The following is a 19950-nucleotide window of genomic DNA, read 5'->3' as shown; positions in this document are numbered from 1 at the left end:
TTGAAATCGATTTCAACGCGACCAGTGTGCGGCGCGTCGCGCAAGCGCGGCAGTCGGGAAAGCCCCGTCAGATGCAAGCTGCCTTTGCGTTTCAGGACGATGACGGCCCCATTGATCGACTGATCCGGTCAGCGCCACGGCGCGACACCGTGCTGTCATGCGGGCCCCCTACGGTGGGCATCCCTTCCAGGAGACCCCCGCATGACCCACATCGATCGACGCCAGGCCCTCAAGCTCATCGGCGCCAGCGGCCTCGGCGGCGCACTGCCCGGCAGCATCGCGAATGCTCTGGCGGTGCCGGCCCATCACCGCACCGGCACCATCGAGGACGTCGAACACATCGTGATCCTGATGCAGGAGAACCGCTCGTTCGACCACCTGTTCGGCACGCTGCGCGGCGTGCGCGGCTTCGCCGATCCGCGGGCGGTGACGCTGCCGTCGGGCAAGCCGGTGTGGTACCAGCCGACCGCGACCGGCACGCTGCTGCCGTTCCGGCCGCCGGTGCCCGATGTCGGGCTGACCTTCCTGCCCGACCCGCCGCACGGCTGGAACGACACGCATGCGGCGTGGAACGGCGGCCGCTTCGACCAGTGGGTGCCGAACAAGGGCTCGGTGACGATGACGTACCACACGCGCCGCGACATCCCGTTCCACTACGCGCTGGCCGATGCATTCACCATCTGCGACGCCTACCACTGCTCGGTGATGGGGCCGACCGATCCGAACCGCTACCACCTGTGGACCGGATGGGTCGGCAACGACGGCCGGCAAGGCGGGCCGGTCATCACCAATGCCGAAGCCGGCTACGACTGGACCACCTTCCCCGAGCGGCTGACGCAGGCCGGCATCGGCTGGAAGGTCTACCAGGACGTCGGCGTCGGGCTGAACGCCGCCGGCTTCTGGGGCTGGACCTCGGACGCCTATATCGGCAACTATGGCGACAACTCGCTGCTGTACTTCCACCAGTACCAGAACGCGCCGGAGGGCTCGCCGCTGGCGCTCGGGGCGCGCACCGGTACGCAGGTCAATGCGCTGAACCGCGACCCGGCGCGCCTGTTCGACGCGCTGCGCGAGGACGTGCGCACCGGCCGCCTGCCGGCGGTGTCGTGGATCGTCGCGCCGGAGGCCTTCAGCGAGCATCCGAACCATGCGGCCGACTTCGGCGCGTGGTACACGTCGCAGGTGATCGACATCCTGGCGTCGAACCCGGACGTCTTCGGCAAGACGGTGCTGTTCGTCAACTACGACGAGGAAGGCGGCTTCTTCGATCACGCGGTGCCGCCGACGCCGCCGTTCGCCGGGCAAGGCGCATCGACGGTCGACACCGTCAACGAGATCTACCCGGCCGGCGACGCGACGCACCCGAGCGCGCCGTACGGGCTGGGCATGCGGGTGCCGATGATCGTGGTGTCGCCGTGGAGCAAGGGCGGCTGGGTCAATTCGCAGGTGTTCGACCACACGTCGGTGATCCGCTTCATCGAGGCTCGCCATGCGAAGGCGCATCCGCAACTCGTCGAGACCAACATCACGCCGTGGCGGCGCGCGGTGGCCGGCGACCTGACGTCGACGCTCGATTTCTCGCGCGCCGACCACGACCGCGTGCGGCTGCCGAGCACCGCCGGGTTGATGCCGGCCGACCTGGTGCGGCACCCGGACTACACGATCGTGCCGCCGGCCTCGCCGGTGCTGCCGGTGCAGGAGCCCGGCGTGCGGCCGGCGCGCGCGCTGCCGTATGTGCTGCATGCCGATGGCGCGGCGAACACCGCGGCGGCGTCGTTCCAGCTGAACTTCGGCAACACCGGCAAGGCGGCCGCGGTGTTCCACGTGCGATCGGGGCTGGCCTCTCAGGCGCCGCGGAACTTCACGGTCGAACCGCAGCGCCTGTTGTCGGCCAGCTGGGCGGCGGCGGCCGATGACGGCTCCTACGACCTCTCGGTCACCGGGCCGAACGGTTTCCTGCGCGCGTTCAAGGGCAAGGTGCGGGCCGACGCCAGCAAGCTGCTGGTCCGCGCGAGCTACGACGAAGGACGGCTCGGCATCACGCTGACGATCACGAACGTCGGTCCGCAGCCGGTGAGCCTGCGGGTGCGCGACGGGTATGCCGGCAGCGACCACCGCGAGCATCGCGACGGCGCCGGCGACGACCGCTGGGGCGACAGGCTCAGGGTCAACCAGTCGACCTCGAAGTACTGGCCGCTGGAGCGCAGCCGCGGCTGGTACGAACTGGAGATCACCGTCGACGGCGACGCGGCATTCGTCGCGCGCTTCGCCGGGCACGTCGAGAACGGCGACGACAGCATCAGCGATCCGCTGATGGGGCGGATCCGGTGGGGTTCACGCCCCTGACGCGGACACCGGGCGGCACCGCGCCCGAACGGCTTGTCTGCATATGCAAACGCGAAATGCTCAGTTCACAGCGTCCATGGGGACTTCGATGATCTCGCATCGATCCCCGCTTCTTCTCCGGACGCTCCATGAACCTGAGACTTGTTCGCCGCTTCGCCACGCTGCTCGCGCTGCTCGCGACCACCGCGACCGCGCTGGCCCAGCCGCCCGCGGTGATCCGCATCGGCATCGCCACCGGCGGTGTCGGCACGCCGCCGCGCACCGGCGGCTCGACCGTCGGCCTCGTCAATTCGCAAGGGCTGCTCGAGCAGGAGTTCGTGAAGGACGGCATCCAGGTCGAGTGGATCTTCTTCAAGGGCGCCGGCCCGGCCGTCAATGAGGCGCTGGTCAACAAGCAGCTCGACTTCGCGTGGCAAGGCGACCTGCCGTCGATCGTTCACCGCGCCGGCGGCGTCAAGACCCGCATCATCGTCGGCAGCGGCGTGCGCAACGGGCTGTACCTCGGCGTGCCGCCCGATTCCACGATCGCGAAGCTCGAAGACCTGAAGGGCAAGCGCGTCGCCGTCTTCAAGGGCACCAACCTGCACCTGGCCGCGGTGCGCGCGCTGGCCGCGAAGGGCCTCAAGGAGAGCGACCTCAGGCTGATCAACCTCGACACCGCCGCCGCGCAGGCCGCGCTGACCACCAAGGACATCGATGCGGCGTTCGGCCATGTCGAGCTCTTCGCGCTGCGCGACAAAGGCGCCGCGAAGGTGGTGTGGTCGGCTGCGCAGGACTCGTTCCGCTACACGCGGCAGACGGTGCTGCTGGTCAGCGACGAGTTCGCGACCCGGCAGCCGCAGATCGTGCAGCGCGTGGTCGACACCGTCGTGAAGACCGCGCGCCGCTACGCCGACGAAGCGCAGCGCCGCGAGCTGTTCGCGCAATGGGGCAAGGCCGAACTGCCCGAGAAGTACTGGCGCGAGGACTTCACCGGCCAGCCGCTGCGGGTGCGCCTGTCGCCGCTGCTCGACCCCTTCCTCGTCGCCCGCTACAAGGATGCGGCCGGTGAAGCGTTCGCGCTGAAGCTGATCCGCAGCCAGCCCGAGATCGACAGCTGGTTCGACCGGCGCTTCCTGGACGCCGCGCTGAAATCGCAGCAGCTCGAAGGCTTCTGGCCCGAGTACGCCGCCGACGGTCGCCTGGTCGGCAGCAGCCTGGCGGCCACGCGATGAGGCCCGTGAGCCTGGCCGATCTGCCGATGCCGCTGGCTGCGCCCGTCGCGCCGCCGACCTCATGGCCGACGTGGCCGGCGCTGCGCGACAGGCTGCTCGCATGGCCGCTGCCGCTGACGGTGCTCGCGCTGTGGACCGTCGCCGCGCATTTCGAATGGATCGCACCGCAGGTGCTGCCGGCCCCCGAGGCGGTCGCCCTCACCTTCAAGGATTCGCTGCTCAGCGGCGAGCTGTGGGCCCACCTGCAGGTCAGCCTGCTGCGCGTGTTGGCGGGCTTCGCGGTCGGCCTGGTCGGCGGGCTGTCGCTCGGCGTCGCGATGGGCCTGTCGCCGACCGTCAAGGACTACGTCTACCCGAGCTTCAAGGTGTTCGCGCAGGTGCCGGTGCTCGGCTGGTTGCCACTGCTGATGCTGCTGGTCGGCATCGACGAGGCGCTGAAGGTCATCCTGGTCAGCAAGGCGGCGCTGGTGCCGATCGCGCTGAACACCTGCAAGGGCATCGAAGGCGTGCCGACCCGCCACATCGAGGTGGCACGGGTGCTGAAGTTCACGCGCTGGCAATTGCTGTCGCGGGTGGTGTTCCCGGCCGCGCTCGCGCCGATCTGGAACGGCGTGCGCTACGGCCTGACGCATGCATGGCTGGCGCTGGTGGTGGTGGAGCTGCTGGCGTCGAGCGAAGGCCTGGGCTTCATGATCGTCTACGGCCGCCAGCTGTTCCAGCTCGACGTGGTGCTGGCCGCGGTGGCGGTGGTCGGCGCCGTCGGCTTCGCGCTCGACACGCTGCTGGCGCTGGTCGAGCACCGGCTGCTGCGCTGGCGCCGGGAGGCCTTCTGATGCTCGTTGCCAGGCTCGTCCCGAAACCGCTGCGCGGCTTCGTGCTGCCGGCGCTGCTGCTGCTCGCGTGGTGGGCCGCGGTGCGCTTCGGCGTGTCGAGTTCGCCGCTGCTGGTGTCGCCGGCGAAGGTGTGGCAGACGGCGGTCGAGCAGGTCGCGTCGGGCCAGGTGTTCGCGGCGCTCGCGGCAAGCCTGCGGCGCGACCTGGTCGGCTTCGCGATCGGCGCGTTCGCCGGCCTCGCGTTCGGCGCGGCGCTCGGCGCGTCGCGGCTGTTCGAGAGGCTGGCGGGCCCAAGCTTCCACACGCTGAAGCAGATCTCGCTGTTCGCGTGGATCCCGCTGCTGTCGGTGTGGTTCGGGCTCGGCGACGCCGCGAAGGTGGCCTTCCTGTCGCTGGCTGCATTTTTCCCGGTGGTGCTGAACACCTTCGAAGGCATCCGCAGCGTGCCCGCCGACCTGCTCGAAGTGGCCCGCGTGCTGCGCTTCGGCCGGTGGCAGACCTGGACCCGCGTGATCCTGCCGTCGGCATCGCCATCGATCTTCGCCGGCATCCACCTGGGGCTGATCTACGCCTGGCTCGCGACGCTCGGCGCCGAGTACCTGCTCGTCTCCGGCCAGGGCATCGGCAACACGATGATCGACGGCCGCGAGCACTTCCGGATGGACCAGGTGCTGTTCGGCGTGATCGTGGTCGGCGCGGTCGGCTTCGCGCTGAACTGGATCGCCGGCCGCATCGAGGCCCGGGCCCTTGCGTGGCGCGGCCGCTCGGTCGCGCAGTTCTGACCCCTTCCGGACATCAACGAGGACCCCACCATGGCGAACGCCGGCACCCTGCAGATCCAGCACCTGAGCAAGCAGTACGACGTGCGCGGCGACCCGCTGCGCGTGCTGGAAGACATCACGCTGACCGTCGACCCGGGCGAGTTCGTCAGCATCGTTGGCAGCAGCGGCTGCGGCAAGTCGACGCTGCTGCGGCTGATCGTCGGGCTGGAAGACGACTACCAGGGCGAGGTGCTGCTGGACGGCGAGCGCATCGTCGGCACCAGCCTCGACCGCGGCATCGTGTTCCAGGAGCACCGGCTGTTCCCGTGGCTGACCGTCGAGCAGAACATCGGGCTCGGGCTGCTGAACGGCGGGCTGGGCGAGGCGCAGAAGGCCGACACCGTGCGCGAGCACATCGCGCTGGTCGGGCTCGAAGGCTTCGAGACGGCCTGGCCGCACCAGCTGTCGGGTGGGATGTCGCAGCGCGTGGCGATTGCGCGCGCGCTCGTCAACCGGCCCGAGGTGCTGCTGCTCGACGAACCGTTCGGCGCGCTCGATGCGCTGACGCGCGCCCACCTGCAGCAGGAGCTGCACCGCATCTGGCAGGCCGAGGGCATCACGATGATCCTGGTGACGCACGACGTCGAAGAGGCGATCTACCTCGGCGACAAGGTGGTGGTGATGGAGCCGCGGCCGGGCCGCATCCGCCGCATCGTGCCGGTAGCACTCGATCACCCGCGCGACCGCGTCGGGCTGGCCTTCTCGCGCGTCAAGGAAGACGTGCTCGCCGAGTTCGCCGGCGAGGCCGAGCAGGCGACGCAGGCCCGCCATGCCGGCCGGCTCGACCCGCGCATCGCGCTGCCGACCGGGCTGCGGTTTGCGCTCTGAACCCGACGACAACCATTCTCGAGGAACGCCCATGTCCGACCGGAAGATGCGCCTCGGCGCCTTCATCATGGCCACCGGCCACCACGTGGCCGCGTGGCGCCACCCGGGTTCGCAGATCGACTCCGGCGTCAACATCGACCACTACATCCAGGTCGCGCAGACCGCCGAGCGCGGCCTGTTCGACCAGGTCTTCGTCGCCGACAGCCCCGGGCTGCAGCACCGCGGCGACGACGAGTCGCTGAGCCGCCAGGGCCGCGTGTCGTACTTCGAGCCGGTGACGCTGTGGGCCGCGTTGTCGGCGGTGACGAAGCACATCGGCTTCGTCGCGACGGCGTCGACCACCTACGAAGACCCGTTCCTGCTGGCGCGCAAGTTCGCATCGCTCGACCACCTGAGCAAGGGCCGCGCGGCCTGGAACGTGGTGACGACCAGCGCCGAGAACGTGTTCGGCAACTTCGGGCTCGAGGCCCACCCCGACCCTGCGTTGCGCTACGAGCGGGCGCACGAGTTCGTCGAGGTCGTCAAGGGGCTGTGGGACAGCTACGACGACGATGCCTTCGTGCGCGATGCGGCGTCGGGCGTGTACTTCGACCCGAAGAAGCTGCATGCGCTGAACCACGTCGGCAAGCATTTCAAGGTGAAGGGGCCGCTGAACATCGAGCGCTCGCCGCAGGGCCACCCGGTGATCGTGCAGGCCGGTTCGTCGGAAGACGGCAAGGAGCTCGCGGCCGCGACCGCCGAGGCGATCTTCACCGCGTGGACCAGCGAGGCCGAGGCGCGTGCGTTCTACCAGGACGTGAAGGGCCGCATGGCGAAGCACGGCCGCCACCCGGGGCAGCTGCTGGTGCTGCCGGGCATCTCGCCGGTGATCGGCCGCACCGAGGCGGAGGCGCAGGCCCGGTGGGCCGAGCTGCAGCGGCTGATCCACCCGGCGGTCGGGCTCGACACGCTCGCGCCGTTCTGGCCGAACGACGACCTGCGCCGCTGGAACCTGGACGCCCCGCCGCCGCACTACCCCGAGCCGCCGAAGGGCATCAACAGCCGCGCCCATGTGGTGATCGAACTCGCGCGCCGCGAGAAGTTCACCGTGCGGCAGCTGTACGAGTACCTGGCCGGCGCGCGCGGCCACTGGGTGGTGGTCGGCACGCCCAAGACCATCGCCGACCGGATGCAGTCGTGGTTCGAGAACGGCGCGGCCGATGGCTTCAACGTGATGCCGCCGGTGCTGCCGCAGTCGCTCGACGAGTTCGTCGAGCTGGTGGTGCCGGAGCTGCAACGCCGCGGGCTGTTCCGCACCGCCTACGAAGGCCGCACGCTGCGCGAGAACCTCGGGCTGGAGCGCCCGGCCAGCCGTTATGCGCAGGCGCCTGCGGCGCGTGCCGCCTGAGTCGCGAATTTGTCCCCCGATCCACCAGGAGAACTCCGATGAGTGCTGTGTTGAACCCGCCCACCGTTGCGGCCGCCCCGGCCGAACTCGACATCGCGCCGGTGTCCGGCCGCATCGGCGCCGAAGTGCGCGGGCTGCGCCTGTCGGGCACGCTGCCGGCCGCGACCTTCGCCGCGATCAGGCAGGCGCTGTACCGCCACAAGGTGCTGTTCTTCCGCGGCCAGCAGCAGCTGGACGATGCCGCGCAGCAGGCCTTCGGGCGGCTGTTCGGCGAGCTGGTCGACCACCCGACAGTGCCGTCGAAGGACGGCACGCAGATCCTCGAGCTCGACTCGCACCATGGCGGCCGAGCGAATTCGTGGCACACCGACGTGACCTTCGAGGTCGACTACCCGCAGGTGTCGATCCTGCGCGCGGTGACGCTGCCGCCGTACGGTGGCGATACCGTCTGGGCCAACACCGCGGCCGCGTACGACGAGCTGACGCCCGCGTTGAAGGCGCTGGCCGAGACCCTGTGGGCGCTGCACGGCAACGACTACGACTATGCCGCCACCCGCGTGGCGCCCGATGCGCACGGCGCGAAGCGCTACCACGAGGTCTTCACGTCGCGCCTGATCCAGGCCGAGCACCCGCTGGTGCGCCTGCACCCGGAGACCGGCGAGCGCACGCTGGTCTCGGGCCATTTCATCAAGAACTTCATCGGCTGCAACACGCAGGACAGCGACCACCTGTTCGCGGTCTTCCAGAACCACATCACGCGGCTGGAGAACACGGTGCGCTGGCGCTGGGCCGAGGGCGATGTCGCGGTCTGGGACAACCGCGCGACGCAGCACTACGCGATCAACGACTATGGCGATGCGCACCGCGTGATGCGCCGCATCACGGTGCGCGGCGACGTGCCGGTGGCGGTCGACGGCCAGCGCAGCCGCGTGCGGCCGACCACGGCGCGCAGCGCGGGCTGAGCGGTCAGGCGATCAGATCGAGAAGCCGAGCAGCATCGCGACGCCGGCTTCCTTGTTCGGCCGCACGAAGCTGTCGCGCGTCAGGCGGCTCATCTTGATCGTCAGCGCATCGGTCAGGAACCACTTGGTGTACAGCGCGTTGATCTCGCCGCTGGCGTAGAGCTGCGACAAGCTGCGATCGACCGAGGCGAGCAGCGCGGTGTCGCCCTTGCGCAGCATCACTGCATAGGGCTCGACCGACAGCGCCAGGTTGCTGACCTGGAAGGTGTCGAGCGCCTTGTCGTTGGAGGCCAGGCCGAGCAGCAGCGAATCGTCCTGCGGGAAGGCGCGCACGCGGCCTTCCTTCAGCGCCTTGTAGGCTTCGCCGTTGCTCGCGAAGGTCTCCAGCTTGGCATGCAGTTCGCCGTTGGCCAGCTGGTTGAAGAGCTTCTCGGAGGTGGTGCCCTTGCTGAGCGCGACCTGCATGCCGTTCAGGTCCTTGACCGACTCGACCTGCACGTTCTTCGGCGTCAGCAGGCGCATCGACGCGACGAAGAAGGTGTAGCTGAAGTCGACCTTCTCCTGGCGCGCGCGGGTGTTGGTGGTCGATCCGCATTCGAGGTCGATCTCGCCGCTCAGCAGTTTCGGGATCCGCTCCGGGCCGCTCACGACCTTGTATTGCACCTTCAGGTCGGGCAGCTTCAGCTCGCGCTTGATGCCTTCGACGGCATTCAGGCACAGGTCGACCGAGTAGCCGACCGGTTGCTTCTGGTCGTTGAGGAACGAGAACGGCCGCGCGGCCTCGCGAACGCCAAGCACGATGACTTTGCTGTCGCGGATCTTGGCCATCGTGTCGGTGTGCGCCTGGGCCCATGCCCCGCCGCTGGCGGCTGCCAGCAGCAGCAGGCCCGTCATGCGGCGCATCGCGCGCTGAGAGAGGGAGAACATCTTGAAGCTCCGACCAAAAGGGCGGAATTATAGGGATTACCCTATACGTAAATCCGTGACACAGGTCGCGATGAACCGGTTCCTGCGTGTTCTTGAGGCCTGTCTCTGCTTCTGATCTCGTTCCTGATCGGCGGTGCTCGACGGCCCCGGACCTGGGTCGCGGCGCAACAGCGTGGCCACCAAGCGCGGCGCCGCGAGGCATCGCCGACAATGCGACCTGCCCGCCCCCGCCCGCCCCTCCGATGTCCACCGAAGATTTCCGCGTCCTGGCCGTGATCCCGCCGATGACGCAGCTCAACACGCCGTACCCGTCGACGGCCTACCTCACGGGCTTCCTGCGCTCGCGTGGCATCCCGGCGGTGCAGGAGGACCTGGCGCTCGCGCTGGTGCTGGACCTGCTGTCGCCGACCGGCCTCGACCAGGTCCGCGAGCGCGCCGAGGTGATCCCCGCAGCGGCGCGCACCGAACCGGTGGCGCACTTCCTCGCCGTGTTCGACCGCTACCGCGCGACCATCGCGCCGACCGTCCGCTTCCTGCAAGGCCGCGACGCCACGCTCGCGCACCGCATCGTCGGCCGCGACTGGCTGCCCGAGGGCACGCGCTTCCGCTCCCTCGACGTCTATGTCGACGACGAGGGCGGCGACCCGCTGGCCTGGGCCTTCGGCGCGCTGGGACTGCAAGACCGCGCCCGCCACCTTGCCACGCTGTACCTGAACGACCTCGCCGACGTGCTGCGCGACGCGATCGACGGCCGCTTCGAGTTCGTGCGCTATGCCGAGCAACTGGCCGCGAGCCAACCCGATTTCGATCCGCTGGCGGCGGCGCTCTCGGCCACCCCCAACCTCGTCGACGAACGCTTGGCCGCGTTGGCGTTGGCCGCGGTCGAACGGCATCGCCCAAACCTGCTGCTGCTGTCGGTGCCCTTCCCCGGTTCGATGTATGCGGCGCTGCGCATTGCGCAGGCGGTGAAAGCGCAGCATCCGCAGATCACCATCGCGCTCGGCGGCGGCTTCGTCAACACCGAGCTGCGCGAGTTGTCGGAGCCGCGGGTGTTCGACTTCGTCGACGTGGTGACGCTCGATGCCGGCGAACGCCCGCTGCTCGCGTTGATCGACCACCTGCAGGGCAGACGCTCTCAGCAGCGGCTGGTGCGCAGCTTCGTGCGCGACGCCGAATCGGGCGCGGTGCGCTACGTCAACGGCTTCGCCGAGCCCGACGTCCCGTTCGACCAGACCGGCACGCCCACCTGGGATGGCCTGCCGCTCGACCGCTACCTGTCGCTGCTCGACATGCTGAACCCGATGAACCGGCTGTGGAGCGACGGCCGCTGGAACAAGCTGACGGTGGCCCATGGCTGCTACTGGAAGAAGTGCAGCTTCTGCGACGTGAGCCTCGATTACATCGCGCGCTTCGAGCAGGCCTCGTCGGCGACGCTGGTCGATCGCATCGAGGCCATCGTGCAGGAGACCGGGCAGACCGGCTTCCATTTCGTCGACGAAGCCGCGCCGCCGAAGGCCCTGCGCGCGCTGGCCGCCGAGCTGCAGCGCCGCAAGGTCGAGATCTCGTGGTGGGGCAACGTGCGCTTCGAGAAGACCTTCGACCGCGAGCTGTGCCTGGAGCTGGCCGCGAGCGGGTGCATCGCGATCTCCGGCGGGCTCGAGGTCGCGTCTGACCGTTTGCTGAAACTGATGAAGAAAGGCGTGTCGGTCGAGCAGGTGGCACGCGTGACGCAGGCCTTCTCCGAGGCCGGCATCCTGGTGCACGCCTACCTGATGTACGGCTTCCCGACGCAGAACGAGCAGGACACGGTGGATGCGCTGGAGTACGTGCGCCAGCTGTTCGAGGAAGGCTGCATCGCGAGCGGCTTCTTCCACCGCTTCGCGTGCACCGTGCATTCGCCGGTCGGCCAGCAGCCGGCGGACTACGGCATCACGCTGCTGCCGCTGCCGCCGGGCCGCTTCGCGAAGAACGACGTCGGCTTCGTCGACCCGACCGGCGCCGACCACGAGGCGATGGGCCGCGCGCTGAAGAAGGCCATCTACAACTACATGCACGGCATCGGGCTGGACGCCGACGTGCGCAGCTGGTTCGACATCCGCATGCCCAAGCCGACCGTCGGGCGGCACCGCATTGCGCGGGCGCTGCAGGAGGTCCGAGGGTCGGGTTGACGAGCAGGGTCGCACGTCCCGGTACATAGCTACCATAGGTCCCAGATCCACCGGCTTTGGCCCGCTATTCGGATCGGTCGGCACCCGACCCGCTCCTAGGATGCGCCTCACTCAGGGCAGCAACACACGCCCGATGGAGCATCCGATGTCCCGACCGCCGTTCTTCAGCATCATCACCGCGACCCACCTGCGACCGGCGCTGCTTGCGCGCAACCTGCGCTCGCTGCGTGCGCAGACGTTCCAGGATTTCGAAGTCATCATCGTCGCCGACGCACTCGACGGCGGCACCGCCGCCATCTGCGCCGAGCTGCTGCGCGAGCAGGACGTGTTCATCAAGCGTGGCGGCCGCCCCGGTCCGGCCGAGAGCCGGAACCTGGGCATGGGTCACGCGCGCGGCGAATGGGTGGTGTTCCTCGACGACGACGATGCCTTCGCGCCCGAGCACCTGCAGCGGGCCCATGCGCACATCGTCTCCCACCCCGACGCCCGGCTGCTGTATTCCGACTACGACGTGCTGACCGAAGACCGCTCGAACGACCTGCCCCCGACGCTCTCGCGCAACCGCGTGAACCTTGGCGGCCAGCGGGTCGAGTCGCTGCACGTGAAGAACTTCATCCCCAACAACGCGTTGCTGTTCCACCGCCTGGTGCTCGAAGGCTGCAGCGTCGACCCGCACCTCGAATCGCTGGAGGACTGGGATTTCCTGCTGTCGGTGTGCCAGAAGGCGATGCCGCAGCACTACGACGGCGGAGGCGCGATCGTGCACAAGGACTTCGTGAACCCGGGCACGCGCCGCGGCAGCTCGACGGCGGCCAACGACAACACCGTCATCGTCGACTTCCTGCACACCTACCGCCGCTGGCGCGCACCGACGCCCGAACTGCAGGCGCAGCGCCAGCAGCTGATGCAATCGGTCGGGCTGGATCTGCCGGTGGCGTGGTTCTGACCGCACGGCAGCATCCGCAGGCCTGCCTGCCTCGCCGGATCGGATTTCGCATTCCAATCGACGCATTCGCATGGCTTCGGACCATCGGACATCACCGCGTCCACCATTGAATTCCTCCCTCATGTCAGTCGAAAGGAATTCGCCATGCCAGACCATCGCGTCGGGTCGCACCACAGCAACCGCTCGGGAGGCGTCAAGCGCCACGCACAGGAACGCCGCGACAGCAGCGACAGCGAAGGCGGGTCGCCGCCACCCACCTCGCGCGCGCGCGTCGCCACCGAACTGAGCGCTCTCGGGCGCCCGCCGCGCATGCCGGTGACCATCGCGTACCGCGACTCGGGCCATGGCACCGGCGCGTTCTGGGACCACTACACGATGCAGCAGACCACCGGACGCGAGAGCATCGCCTCGCATCCGGGCGGTATGGAGCCGACCATCAGCTCCACCGATCCGACGAAGCCGGGCAAGAAAAACTACAGCGGGGACCTGCCGAGGTCGCACACCACCACCACCGGCGGAGGCAGGGGCCTGCTGGTGGTCGCCGGCGGCAACTACGGCCTGGAAAGCGAGAGTCCGCGCCACGCGGCACATACGCCGAAGGGCAGCGCTGCAGAGCGCCACCAGCAACGCCGCGAGCATGAGGAGGCGCTGCTCAAGCAGGCGCAACTGACCGGACGACCGGTGGCCGGCCTGTGCGGCGGCTCCTGGAGCGTGCTCGAAAGCTACGGCGGCACCACGCAGCAGTTGAACTCCGGCACGCACCAGGCGCGCTCCATGCCGTTCATCAAGAAGGACGGCAACATCAGCAACAACTTCGAACCCCACGGCATCGACCTGGAACCCAAGACGATGCTGCACAGCCAATCGGCCTGGCAACGCCAGGATCCGATGGACGTCGACGGCGGCCCGGCGCCCGGACCGCGCTGGGCAAACAACCAGGAGACGACCCGAATCCCCTACGACGTGAACAGCGTGCACTGGGCTGCTGCGCGCGAGGACGCAGGAGGCCTGGTGCCCCGTGATCCGCAGGACGAGGCTCTCGTCGCGAAGCTGGCGAACTTGCAGGTCTCGGCGCGCGACACGACGCACGCGAACCCGTTCATGCAGGCGCCGCCGGGTGCGCCGCAGTACGCGGCCGAAGCCTTCGAATCGCGCTCCGGCGCGCCGGTCATGGGCATGCAGTGGCATCCCGAGGCCTACTCGAGCGGCCACGCCGACAAGCCCGCCGCGGCGATGAGCCAGAACGCACTCAACTACCTGGCGCAGGCCGGCGATGCCTACGAGGCGCGCCGCACCAACACCGGCCAGTTCGAACGCGACATGCAGTCCAGCCGGGCGCACCAGCCCTCCGGCATCGGCGCAGGACCGGCGCCGACGGATTTCTCGATCCCGCCGCAAGGACGCCGCCGGCGCGCCGCGATGGGCGAGAGCGTGCCACCGTACGCGCGCGCGCCGCAGGCGGACGGTTGGGGAGGCGTGCCGAGCGGGTCGAGGCCCACCGTGCCGGACGAGAGGCACCAACCCTACCCGTCCGACGAACGCTGGTGACGCACAGGTCCATCAAAGAATCCGAACACGAATGTCGCGATCCTGCGAGAAAGAGGTCGGATTCGTGGCTTCGGAATCATGAGGTGGGCCTGGCCCGCATTCGAGGTCCCGGGCGCAACCGCCGGCGGACCGCCGAAGCGCACCTCGCCTGCCGACCCGATGGCTGACTCGGCCGGCGGTTTTCGTGGCGATCGCCAACGCCGCAATGAAAACCGACTTCATGGTGGACCCGACTGTCCCGATGAACGGCTACTCCTGGCCGCACATACCTTCGGTGGGTCCGTTGCGCAACTATTGGCTCAAGACCTGACAAACGCCGAAAGACCAGACCGCTTCGGGTTCTGGCAGCGTCAAGTCGTTGGTTTTGGCCTGCCCGGAGGGACTCGAACCCCCGACCTGCTGCTTAGAAGGCAGCTGCTCTATCCAGTTGAGCTACGGGCAGCGAGGGAGCAGGCAGAGTTGCTTGCACGAGAGAAGATGATGGTCGGGGTGAGATGATTCGAACATCCGACCCACTGGTCCCAAACCAGTTGCGCTACCAGGCTGCGCTACACCCCGAACCGGCGCATTGTAACCAGCGCACGCGTCGATTCGGGCCCTTGCCCACCGGAACAGATCGCCCTCGCGCCGAATCGGTCCGCACATGGCCGCCCCTCACACCGTCAGCGCCCCCAGCGCCTTCTCCAGCCGCTTCACGCTGACCGGCTGCGGCGTGCGCAACTCCTGCGCAAACAGGCTGACGCGCAACTCCTCCAGCAGCCAGCGGAATTCCTCCAGCCGCGCGTCGTGCACGCCCTTGCGGTCGGCCAGCAGCCTCAGCCAGCGCTGCTCCAGCGGGCGCAGTTCGGCCAGGCGCTGGGCGTCGCGGACCGGGTCGGCGCGCAGCTTGTCGAGCCGCATCGTCACGCCCTTCAGGTAGCGCGGCAGGTGGGCCAGCTGCGCCCACGGCGTCGCCAGCACGAAGCGCTTGGGCACCAGGCGCGCCAGCTGGGCCTGCACGTCGTCGCCGACCTCCTTCGGTGCCCGCACATCCTTCAACTTGCGCTGCGCCGCGGCGAACTCGGTCAGCACCACCATCACGCTGCGCGCGATCTCGTTGGCGATCAGCGTCAGGCGCCCTCGCCCCTCGTCGATGCGGCGCTTGAAGGCCTGGGCATCGGCCGGCAACGGGTCGGCCAGGAAGGCGCGGTCGAGCGCCAGGTCGATGACCTGCTCGCGCAGCTCTTCGCCGGTGCCCAGCGGCATGTACAGCACCGCCATCTTCTGCAGGTCCGGGATGTTCTTCTCGAGGTATTTCAGCGCATCGCGGATCTGCAGCGCCACCAGCCGGCGCAAGCCCGCCCGGTGCTTGTGCGCCGCCACGTCGGGCTCGTCGAACACCTCGATCTGCACATGGCTGCCGCGGTCGATCAGCGCCGGGAAGCCCACCAGCACCTGGTTGCCGCGCTTCACCTCCATCAATTCGGGCAGCTCGCCGAAGGTCCAGTCGGTGTAGGTCGGATCGGGCACCTCCGCCGCCGGTGCGCTCGCGCGGCCCGGCGCCGTCTTGACGACGATCGTGTTCGCTGCGGCCGCGCCACCCGCCGCCGCAGCTGCAGCCGGTGCCGCCGGCGCCACCGCCAGCGTCGGCCGCAACACCGCCAGCGCCTGGAACGCCGAGCGCGCCTGCACGCCCAGCTCGGCCTTCAGGCTCGCGAGGTTGCGGCCCTGCCCCAGCTGCCGGCCGTTCTCGTCGACGATGCGGAAGTTCATGAACAGGTGCGGCGACAGCTGCTCCAGCTTGAAGTCCGCCCGCTTCACGTCCAGCTGCGTCTTGTCGCGCACCGCCTTCAGCAACGCGTCGACCAGGCTGCCCGCGCCGAAGCCGTGCGCCTCGTGCACCTGGTCGACGAAGCCCTGCGCATAGTCGGGCAAGGGCACCAGCCGCGAGCGCGGGCGCTGGTGCAAGGTCTTCACCAGCGCCAGCACCTTGTCCTTCAACATGCCGGGCACCAGCCATTCGCAGCGCTCGTCGTTGACCTGATTGAGCGCATAGATCGGCACCGTGACGGTCACGCCGTCCTTCGGGTCGCCGGGGTCGTGCAGGTAGCTCGCGCTGCAGTCGACGCCGCCCAGGCGCAGCGTCTTCGGGAACGACGCCGTCGTGATGCCGGCCGCCTCGTGGCGCATCAGCTCCTCGCGCGTCAGGAACAGCAGCTTCGGCTGGCGCTGGCTCTCTTCGCGGTACCAGCGCTCCAGGCTGTGGCCGCTGCACACGTCGGCCGGCAGCTGCTGGTCGTAGAAGGCGTGGATCAGCTCGTCGTCGACCAGCACGTCCTGCCGGCGCGACTTGTGCTCCAGCTCCTCGACCTGCGCGATCAGCTTGCGGTTGGCCGCGAGGAACGGCAGGCGCGTCTCCCACTCGCCGTTCACCAGCGCCTCGCGGATGAAGATCTCGCGCGCTGCCGGCGCATCCACGCGCCCGAAGTTGACGCGCCGGTTGCTGTAGATCACCAGCCCGTACAGCGTCGCCCGTTCGAGCGCGACCACCTCGGCCGCCTTCTTCTCCCAGTGCGGCTCCAGCAGCTGCGTCTTGATCAGGTGGCCGGCGATGCCCGGCAGCCACTGCGGCTCGATGTTGGCGATGCCGCGGCCGAACAGCCGCGTCGTCTCGACCAGTTCGGCCGCGACGATCCAGCGCCCCGGCTTCTTGCCGAGGTGCGATCCCGGGTGCTTGTAGAACTTGATGCCGCGGGCGCCGAGGTACCAGTCGTCCTCGTCGCTCTTCTGGCCGATGTTGCCGAGCAGCCCGGCGAGCATCGCCAGGTGCAGCTGGTCGTAGGTGGCCGGCAGCGTGTTCAGCCGCCAGCCGTGCTCGGCCACCACGGTGTGCAGCTGCGAATGGATGTCGCGCCATTCGCGCACCCGGCGCGGCGAGACGAAGTTGTCGCGCAGCAGCTGCTCCTGCTTGCGGTGCGAAAGCTTGTGCTCCTTGCTGCCGCCGCGCGCGTCTTCGAGCCATTTCCAGAGCTTCAGCGTGCCGACGAATTCCGAGCGGTCGTCGTCGAACTTCTTGTGCGCCGCATCGGCTGCCTGTTGGTGCTCCATCGGCCGGTCGCGCGCGTCCTGCACGCTCAGCGACGACGCGATCACCAGCACCTCGGCCAGCGATTCGCGGTTGCGCGCCTCCAGGATCATGCGGCCGACGCGCGGGTCCAGCGGCAGCCTGGCCAGCTCGCGGCCGGTCGGCGTCAGCTCGTTCTGCTCGTCGACCGCGCCCAGCTCGTGCAGCAGTTGATAGCCGTCGGCGATCGCGCGGCGCGGCGGCGGTTCGAGGAACGGGAAATCCTCCACCAGCCCGAGCCCGAGCGATTTCATGCGCAGGATCACGCCGGCCAGCGACGAACGCAGGATCTCCGGGTCGGTGAAGCGCGGCCGCTCGCTGTAGTCCTTCTCGTCGTAGAGCCGGATGCAGATGCCGTTGCTGACGCGCCCGCAGCGGCCGGCCCGCTGGTTGGCCGCCGCCTGGCTGACCGGCTCGATCTGCAGCTGCTCGACCTTGTTGCGGTAGCTGTAGCGCTTGACCCGCGCCGTGCCGGCATCGATCACGTACTGGATGCCCGGCACAGTCAGCGAGGTCTCGGCCACGTTGGTGGCCAGCACGATGCGGCGCGCGCTGTGCGGCTCGAACACCGCGTCCTGTTCCTGCTGGCTCAGCCGCGCGAACAGCGGCACCACCTCGACGCCCGGCGGGTGGTGCTTGCGCAGGTGCTCGGCGGCCTCGCGGATCTCGCGCTCGCCGGGCAGGAAGACCAGCACGTCGCCGGCACCCTCGCGCCAGAGTTCGTCGACGCCATCGCCGATCGCGTCGTTCAGGCCGTACTCGCGCGATTCTTCGAATGGCCGCCAGCGCTGCTCGACCGGAAACAGCCGCCCCGACACCTGGATCACCGGCGCCGGCCCGTGCCGCGACGCGAAGTGCTGCGCGAAGCGGTCGGCATCGATGGTGGCCGAGGTGACGATGATCTTCAGGTCGGGCCGGCGCGGCAGGATCTGCCGCAGGTAGCCGAGCAGGAAGTCGATGTTCAGGCTGCGCTCGTGGGCCTCGTCGATGATCAGCGTGTCGTAGGCCTTCAGCAGCGGGTCGGTCTGCGTCTCGGCCAGCAGGATGCCGTCCGTCATCAACTTGACGCTGGCACCGGCCGACAGCCGGTCCTGGAAACGCACCTTGAAGCCGACGTGCTCGCCCAGCGGCGTGTTCAGTTCCTGCGCGATGCGCTTGGCCACGCTGGAGGCGGCGATCCGCCGCGGCTGCGTGTGCCCGATCAGCCCCTTGCCGCCGGCGCCCTTGCCGCGGCCGAGCGCGAGCGCGATCTTCGGCAGCTGCGTGGTCTTGCCGGAGCCGGTCTCGCCGCAGACGATGACGACCTGGTTCGCCGCGATCGCCTGCGCGATCTCGTCGCGCCGGGACGACACCGGCAGCGATTCGGGAAAGGTGATCGGCGGAATCGGATTGGCAACAACCGGATTGGCCACCGGCGGTGGGCCGCGGCGCGGGACAGGGGTCACTCGAAGCCTTCGTGCAAAATCGTCGATTATTTCAAACTGCGGCCGGTCGTGCGGCCACGCCATGAACCTCGTCTTTCCTCACACCTTCGTGCCGTGGTTCCGTTCGGTGGCGCCGCACATCCATGCGCACCGCGGCAAGACCTTCGTGGTAGCGATCGCCGGCGAGCTGATCGCCGCCGGCAAGCTGTCGGCCTTCGCGCAAGACCTCGCGATCCTGCATGCGATGGGCATCAAGCTGGTGCTGGTACACGGGTTCCGTCCGCAGGTCGAGGAGCAGCTGCGCGCCAAGGGCCACACCTCGCGCTTCAGCCACGGCATGCGCGTCACCGACCCGCTGGCGCTCGACTGCGCCCAGGAGGCGGCCGGCCAGCTGCGCTACGAGATCGAGGCCGCGTTCTCGCAGGGCCTGCCGAACACGCCGATGGCGCACAGCCAGATCCGCGTCGTCTCCGGCAACTTCATCACCGCGCGCCCGGTCGGCATCGTCGACGGCGTCGACTTCCAGCACACCGGCCTCGTGCGCAAGATCGATGCGGTCGGCATCCGCCGGGTGGTCGAGATCGGCGCGCTCGCGATGCTGTCGCCGTTCGGCTTCTCGCCCACCGGCGAAGCCTTCAACCTCAGCATGGAAGACGTCGCCGCCAGCACCGCCAGCGAGCTGCAGGCCGACAAGCTGATCTACGTCACCGAGGTGCGCGGCATCCCGCTCGACCCGCTCGACCCGGACAGCGAGATCGACCAGGAACTCGGGCTGGCCGACGCCCGCAAGCTGCTGGCCGCCCTGCCCAACCCGATGCAGCCAACCGACACAGCGTTCTACCTGCAGCATGCGGTGAAGGCCTGCGAAGACGGCGTCGAGCGGGTGCACATCGTGCCGTTCTCGGTCGACGGCTCGGTGCTGATGGAATTGTTCACCCACGATGGCGTGGGCACGATGATCGTCGACGAGAAACTCGAAAGCCTGCGCGAAGCCGGTGCCGACGACATCGGCGGCATCCTGCAGCTGATCGAGCCGTTCGAGAAGGACGGCACCCTGGTCAAACGCGACCGGACCGAAATCGAACGCGATATCGACCATTACACCGTCATCGAACACGACGGCGTTATCTTCGGCTGCGCCGCGCTGTATCCGTACCCCGAATCGCATACCGCCGAAATGGCCGCGCTGACGGTGTCCCCGAATGTGCAAGGGCAAGGCGATGGCGAGAAAATACTGAAGCGCATCGAACAGCGCGCGCGTGGTGCCGGGTTCGACAGTATTTTCGTGCTGACCACCCGCACGATGCATTGGTTCATCAAGCGCGGCTTCAAGCAGGTCGATCCCGACTGGCTGCCCGAGGCCCGCAAGCGCAAATACAACTGGGATCGCCGGTCCCAGGTCCTCGTCAAGAAGCTGGCGTGATTCGCCGGTTTCATCTCACA

The 19950-nt window shown here is 68.8% G+C and carries 14 protein-coding genes and 2 tRNA genes; 12 read left to right on the top strand and 4 right to left on the bottom strand.

The genetic code is table 11. The features are described 5' to 3' along the window. Positions 1-201 precede the first annotated feature (201 nt). The 7 genes from FHT26_RS00330 (at position 202) to FHT26_RS00300 (ending at position 8391) form a co-directional block, all read left to right on the top strand. Entirely contained in the window at positions 202-2346 is a 2145-nt protein-coding gene (locus FHT26_RS00330) for a phosphocholine-specific phospholipase C (protein WP_168558221.1), read from the top strand. A gap of 128 nt (positions 2347-2474) precedes the next feature. Then, on the top strand, positions 2475-3560 hold the full coding sequence (locus tag FHT26_RS00325; RefSeq protein WP_168558220.1) for an ABC transporter substrate-binding protein: 1086 nt from the start codon (positions 2475-2477) through the stop codon (positions 3558-3560). Positions 3561-3565: 5 nt separating this feature from the next. Continuing rightward, positions 3566-4393 carry an ABC transporter permease gene (locus FHT26_RS00320; RefSeq protein ID WP_490362763.1) on the top strand — a complete coding sequence of 276 codons (828 nt, stop codon included), beginning with the start codon at positions 3566-3568 and terminating at the stop codon, positions 4391-4393. Next, positions 4393-5175, top strand: coding sequence for an ABC transporter permease (locus FHT26_RS00315; RefSeq protein ID WP_168558218.1), 783 nt, complete (start codon positions 4393-4395; stop codon positions 5173-5175). Before FHT26_RS00320 ends, FHT26_RS00315 begins: the two co-directional genes overlap by 1 nt. Before the next feature lie 30 nt (positions 5176-5205). Continuing rightward, positions 5206-6042, top strand: coding sequence for an ABC transporter ATP-binding protein (locus tag FHT26_RS00310; protein WP_168558217.1), 837 nt, complete (start codon positions 5206-5208; stop codon positions 6040-6042). Positions 6043-6073: 31 nt separating this feature from the next. Continuing rightward, entirely contained in the window at positions 6074-7429 is a 1356-nt protein-coding gene (locus FHT26_RS00305; protein WP_168558216.1) for an LLM class flavin-dependent oxidoreductase, read from the top strand. Positions 7430-7467: 38 nt separating this feature from the next. After that, entirely contained in the window at positions 7468-8391 is a 924-nt protein-coding gene (locus FHT26_RS00300; protein WP_168558215.1) for a TauD/TfdA dioxygenase family protein, read from the top strand. Between the two features lie 12 nt (positions 8392-8403). Here FHT26_RS00300 and FHT26_RS00295 read toward each other — a convergent pair whose 3' ends face one another. Continuing rightward, positions 8404-9318: an amino acid ABC transporter substrate-binding protein gene (locus FHT26_RS00295; RefSeq protein WP_246867652.1), complete on the bottom strand. Its 915-nt coding sequence runs from the start codon at positions 9316-9318 to the stop codon at positions 8404-8406. A gap of 242 nt (positions 9319-9560) precedes the next feature. Here FHT26_RS00295 and FHT26_RS00290 point away from each other — a divergent pair, with 242 nt between their 5' ends. The 4 genes from FHT26_RS00290 (at position 9561) to FHT26_RS30225 (ending at position 14290) form a co-directional block, all read left to right on the top strand. Continuing rightward, positions 9561-11486 (top strand): B12-binding domain-containing radical SAM protein, encoded by a 1926-nt coding sequence (locus tag FHT26_RS00290; RefSeq protein WP_168558214.1) that lies wholly within the window; start codon positions 9561-9563, stop codon positions 11484-11486. A 145-nt stretch (positions 11487-11631) separates the two neighbouring features. Beyond that, complete coding sequence (locus tag FHT26_RS00285; protein WP_168558213.1) at positions 11632-12432, top strand: glycosyltransferase family 2 protein; 801 nt, start codon at positions 11632-11634, stop codon at positions 12430-12432. A gap of 144 nt (positions 12433-12576) precedes the next feature. Continuing rightward, a complete protein-coding gene (locus FHT26_RS00280) occupies positions 12577-13980 on the top strand; it encodes a gamma-glutamyl-gamma-aminobutyrate hydrolase family protein (RefSeq protein WP_168558212.1) in 1404 nt (467 codons plus the stop codon). Positions 13981-14164: 184 nt separating this feature from the next. Beyond that, the gene (locus FHT26_RS30225) at positions 14165-14290 is read left to right on the top strand and encodes a hypothetical protein (protein WP_282597127.1); all 126 of its coding nucleotides are present in this window, start codon (positions 14165-14167) and stop codon (positions 14288-14290) included. A gap of 55 nt (positions 14291-14345) precedes the next feature. Here FHT26_RS30225 and FHT26_RS00275 read toward each other — a convergent pair. From FHT26_RS00275 to hrpA, 3 genes are all read right to left on the bottom strand, one after another. Beyond that, positions 14346-14422 (bottom strand) — tRNA-Arg (locus tag FHT26_RS00275). A 39-nt stretch (positions 14423-14461) separates the two neighbouring features. Beyond that, a tRNA-Pro gene (locus FHT26_RS00270) sits at positions 14462-14538 on the bottom strand. Positions 14539-14634: 96 nt separating this feature from the next. Then, positions 14635-18591: an ATP-dependent RNA helicase HrpA gene (hrpA, locus tag FHT26_RS00265; RefSeq protein WP_168558211.1), complete on the bottom strand. Its 3957-nt coding sequence runs from the start codon at positions 18589-18591 to the stop codon at positions 14635-14637. Here hrpA and argA point away from each other — a divergent pair. Then, positions 18590-19930 (top strand): amino-acid N-acetyltransferase, encoded by a 1341-nt coding sequence (gene argA / locus FHT26_RS00260; RefSeq protein WP_168558210.1) that lies wholly within the window; start codon positions 18590-18592, stop codon positions 19928-19930. The genes hrpA and argA overlap by 2 nt on opposite strands. Positions 19931-19950: the final 20 nt, after the last annotated feature.

This window comes from Rhizobacter sp. SG703 (assembly GCF_012275445.1).
GTDB lineage: Bacteria > Pseudomonadota > Gammaproteobacteria > Burkholderiales > Burkholderiaceae_C > Rhizobacter.
The sequence above is the reverse complement of the archived record's forward strand: the minus strand, read 5'-3'. Positions and strand labels throughout refer to the sequence as shown.